Annotated in this window: 4 protein-coding genes; 2 read left to right on the top strand and 2 right to left on the bottom strand. The window is 41.0% G+C overall.

Features of this window, described 5'->3' with window-relative positions:
• Positions 1-56: 56 nt before the first annotated feature.
• Entirely contained in the window at positions 57-1,199 is a 1,143-nt protein-coding gene (locus DBR40_RS26435) for a M28 family metallopeptidase (RefSeq protein ID WP_124562730.1), read from the top strand.
• Positions 1,200-1,372: 173 nt separating this feature from the next.
• A complete protein-coding gene (locus DBR40_RS26430) occupies positions 1,373-2,449 on the top strand; it encodes a DUF5694 domain-containing protein (protein WP_124562729.1) in 1,077 nt (358 codons plus the stop codon).
• A gap of 61 nt (positions 2,450-2,510) precedes the next feature.
• Here the strand turns inward: DBR40_RS26430 and DBR40_RS26425 are convergent, their stop codons facing one another.
• Together DBR40_RS26425 and DBR40_RS26420 are read right to left on the bottom strand one after the other, a co-directional pair.
• Entirely contained in the window at positions 2,511-3,515 is a 1,005-nt protein-coding gene (locus DBR40_RS26425; protein ID WP_124562728.1) for an LLM class flavin-dependent oxidoreductase, read from the bottom strand.
• Between the two features lie 63 nt (positions 3,516-3,578).
• Complete coding sequence (locus tag DBR40_RS26420; protein WP_124562727.1) at positions 3,579-4,265, bottom strand: class I SAM-dependent methyltransferase; 687 nt, start codon at positions 4,263-4,265, stop codon at positions 3,579-3,581.
• Positions 4,266-4,401 lie beyond the last annotated feature (136 nt).

The following is a 4,401-nucleotide window of genomic DNA, read 5'->3' as shown; positions in this document are numbered from 1 at the left end:
CTAATTACAAATCCCGACCAGCGATCAACAATTAGTTTATTTTACTAAATTCCGGCATGAAAAAATTTGGCTTTCTCATCTTCTTATGCTTTGCTCTTAAAGGCTTCTCACAAGATTCTACTTATACCCGCAATGTAATTAATACGCTTACCGCTAAGCAATTTTGGGGCAGGGGTTATACTAAAAATGGGATGAAAAAAGCGGCCACTTACCTTGCTGAAAGCTACAAGAAAATTGGCCTGTTACCTATGGGAACCAATTATCAGCAATTTTTTAGTTTCCCTGTAAATACTTTTCCTGGTAAAATGCTGGTCGAAATTAACGGTAAGAAACTAATTCCGGGCAAAGATTTTATTGTGAACAACGAAAGTAAAGGCCTTAAGCAACGGGCTGTATTGAAAAAGATAGATAGTGTTAAATATGAAGCTAGTCCGGCACTGCAACTCGTGCTGAAAGATAAACTCACCTGGTCTGTAGCAACCGAAGTAGCCGCTACCACTACCATTCAGCTTAACAAAAAAAGCATTAGCACGCTACCCAAAGAAATTGATGTTGACATTGAAAACCAGTTTATCGAAAGCTTTACTGCAACCAATGTATGCGGTCTGGTAAAAGGAACCCAATATCCCGATTCGCTTTTAATCATTACTGCCCATTACGATCATTTAGGAGGTATGGGTGCAGACACCTATTTCCCCGGTGCTAATGATAATGCAGCCGGTGTGGCAACACTATTAAGTTTAGCTAAGTATTACGCTGCAAATCCACAGCCTTATAGCATTGGCTTTATCTGTTTCGCTGCCGAAGAAGCCGGATTGCTGGGGTCGCGGTATTTTGTAGAAAACCCGCTGGTAGCTTTATCCAAAATCAAATTTCTGATCAATTTAGACCTGGTAGGAACCGGAGTAAGCGGAATGACCGTAGTAAATGCCAGCGTTTACCCAAAAGCATTCGCCGACCTGAATAAAATCAATAACGAACACCATTACATTAGCAAAATTAACCCTCGCGGCAAAGCAGCCAACAGCGATCATTATTTCTTTACCGAAAGTGGGGTACCTGCATTCTTTATCTACACCCAGGGTGGGCCTGCGGCCTATCACGATGTGTTTGATGTAGCCGAAAACCTGCCTCTTACCGAATACAATGATCTGTTTAAATTAATTGTCGGGTTTAATCAAAAACTGATGCGAAACTGATTTTCAGGATCAAAGCCTCAGTTCTTTATTCCAACCTTTTATTTCCGGCTACAAGCAGCCCGCTATCCAATTTTTGCGTTGGGATAATATTATAAGCCTTTGGGATAATTAAATAGCACCGCTAAGCAGCACTACGCATCTTTGAACCAACAAAAACACAAACCCGGTTCACGATGAAAATTATAACAAAATTTAGCCTGGCATTATTCCTTTTAATTGGTGTTTCAGTTAAATCAAATGCCCAAAATCAGATAGAAATTGTAATTGTAGGTTCTGCCCACGACAATTCCAAATCGACCCAAAACTTTCAGCTGATTATTGATAAGTTGAAAAACTTTAAACCTGATATGGTTTTTGGCGAATATCTACCAAAAAGCGATTACGCCAAACTGGAAGCCGATAACTGGGCAAGAAAAGCCTTTGATAAAGGACAGAATTATCTGGAAAAACGCAACCCCGAAAACGTCAAAAATCTATCTACCCAGATTAAAAAAGATAAGAAGGCGCTTGCATCATTTGCCTACTACCATAAAACCCGCATGAACCTTGCGGTTAATTATGCCAAAAACTGGGACCGCGGCAATGCAGACTATCAGATTTTTGTACTGGAAAACTATATGAAAAACAGCTTCGGCAAAGAAGAGCAGGCCGCGTATAACAAAATGTTCGGAGGTACTGACTCGCTAAAAAAGTTTGGCTTTTACCGCACAGGCAGTGAGTATGCCAAAATCTATTTTCCGTTAATTTATCAGTTAAAACAAGATCAAATTTACAATATGGATTGCCAAACTTACGATAAACCATGGAGCATAGCCTGGGCCGAAACAGATTCATTATCTCAAATATTGATCAAAAAAGCCAAAGCCGATAGTAGCTCACCAGAAGGGGCAACAATGAAAGCCATAGAAGCTTACTGGAGCTATACACCCGAAGAAGAAAAAGCTTTTAATGCTGATGCGTATGCAGGAATGAATACAACAAAATATGGCGTGTTGGATGAAGCCTGGAATTTTTATGGTGGCCCCCATTTTTACGGCTACGCGGGTTTCCCGACAGAAAGCGTTAAAGCAATGATTGCACAATGGACCTTAAGAAATGAAGGCATGTGCAAAAACATTATCGAACAGGCAAAAACAAAAAAAGCCAAACGTGTTGTAGTTGGCGTTGGTGCATCACACCGCAAATGGATGGAAGAAATTTTAGTTAAAAACCCGGATGTTAAAATCATTAATTACAATGATTTGCATTAGCGTAGTTAAATAGACCTAAAGCGTGTCAGATAGCAATATCTGACACCTACAGTAAGATTTATCATAAAAACATTTCAGCCAGTAACTGATAAGATTTTATCCGGTCTTCGAAATGTTCGGTAATGGTAACAGCCATCAATTCATCTACATCATAATCAGCAGCGAGTTTACTAAGTCTCTCCTTAATCACATCAGGCGTTCCATAAATCATTCGGGGTTTATTTGCATTTATCCGTTCCTGTTCCGCAGCAGTATAGGTTATATGTTTAATATCTTCCCAACCGGTGGAAGTTAAGCCTCCTCCTTTTTCCAATTGCAAAAAGCGATGACTCATTAAAGCTTCCTGCTGCCTAACTTTCTCTTCATCTTCTGAGCAGAAAACAAAAAATGCAACATTATCAACCGGTCTGGCCAAATCAACCGAAGGTTTAAAATGATCGCGGTAGTATTGAACAGCCTGAGGTCCGCCATGTGGATTAATGAAATGGGCAAATGAAAAGCCGAGACCAAAATGAGAGGCAAACACTGCACTTTGTCCGCTGCTACTTAACAGCCACTGCGCAGGTACAGTTTCCGAAATCGGAATTGCCTTTATCTTAGCCTGAATTCCACCATCCGAAGTATCGTGCAGGTAATGCTGTAAATCACGTAATTGCTCCATAAAATCCTGCTCGCTCCAATTGTTAGATGGATTTAACATCGAAGCTGTAATACGATCGGTACCGGGTGCCCTACCCATTCCCAGATCGATGCGGTTTGGATGCATCACTTCGAGTAAACGGAAGCTTTCTGCAACTTTCAACGCACTGTGATTGGGCAACATAATACCACCCGAACCTATACGCAGGGTTTTGGTATGATTTGCCAGGTGGGCAATTAAAATTTCGGGGGTAGAACCAGCTAAACTAGTAGTATTGTGATGCTCCGAAACCCAAAAACGATGGTAGCCCAGTCGCTCGGTTTCTTGTGCAAGCAAGGTAGTTTCTTCAATTGCCCTACGTGCGGTAACACCTTTGCGCACCGGCGACTGATCTAAAACGCTTAATTTAATTTTAGTACTGCTCATTTCAACAAATGTAGCAGACCATCGATTCAATTAATGAACAGGAAAGGCTTTATGACTTTAAAATTATTGCGCCAGCGTCAATTTGACCAAATACTGATCTTCGCCATCATCAAAAATAATTGCGCAGTCCCAACCCGTTTCTTTAGCTACCGATTTAATGGTTTCTTCATCCACGTAAATCCAGTTAAACCAGTTGCCCTTTTCTCCTTTGTACTCGTACTGGTAAGAAACCTCGCCGTAATACTGATTTTGGGGCTTAGGCATATCTTCGTACAGGTAAGCAATATCCGATGAATCGAAAATGACCTGTCCGCCGGGATTAAGCAAATCTTTGATCTTGTTCAAAAAATCTTTAAAGCCAGGCAATGTACCTGTAAGGCCAATACCGTTCATCAACATTAAAATGGTATCGAATTTTTCCTGGTAGGTAAAAATATCATGCACCTGTGCTTTTCTCACACCACGGTCTTTCATAATATTTACTGCAGCTTCAGAAATATCGATAGCAGTAACATCGATGTTAAAGGCCTGCAACAATAAGGCGTGGCTCCCCACTCCTGCTCCGATATCCAAAACCTTGCCGGTACACATGTGTAGGGCCTGCAGTTCTAAAACCGGCATATCTTCATCATCGCGAAAGAAAAATTCTAATGGCATTTCTTCGGGTTCGCCATAAGAGTTGTGCAACCACAGCGTATCGGCTTCGCCGTTTCTGTAAATATCAGTAAGTGCTTTACCAAAAACATCCATGCGGCAAAGATATGGAGGAAAGCTGAAAGACTAAAGCAAAAAGCGAAGTATGGCAGTTTAGCTGCGCAAGTTAGTCGGGATTTAAAAGCCCAACCTTAAGAATCCTTTAGCCAAGGTCTGGATTACAAATTAGGAG

This window comes from Pedobacter sp. KBW01, from assembly GCF_003852395.1.
In the GTDB taxonomy this organism is placed as follows: Bacteria; Bacteroidota; Bacteroidia; order Sphingobacteriales; family Sphingobacteriaceae; genus Pedobacter.
Note: the sequence above shows the minus strand (reverse complement) of the source record. Positions and strands in the feature narration are given on the sequence as shown.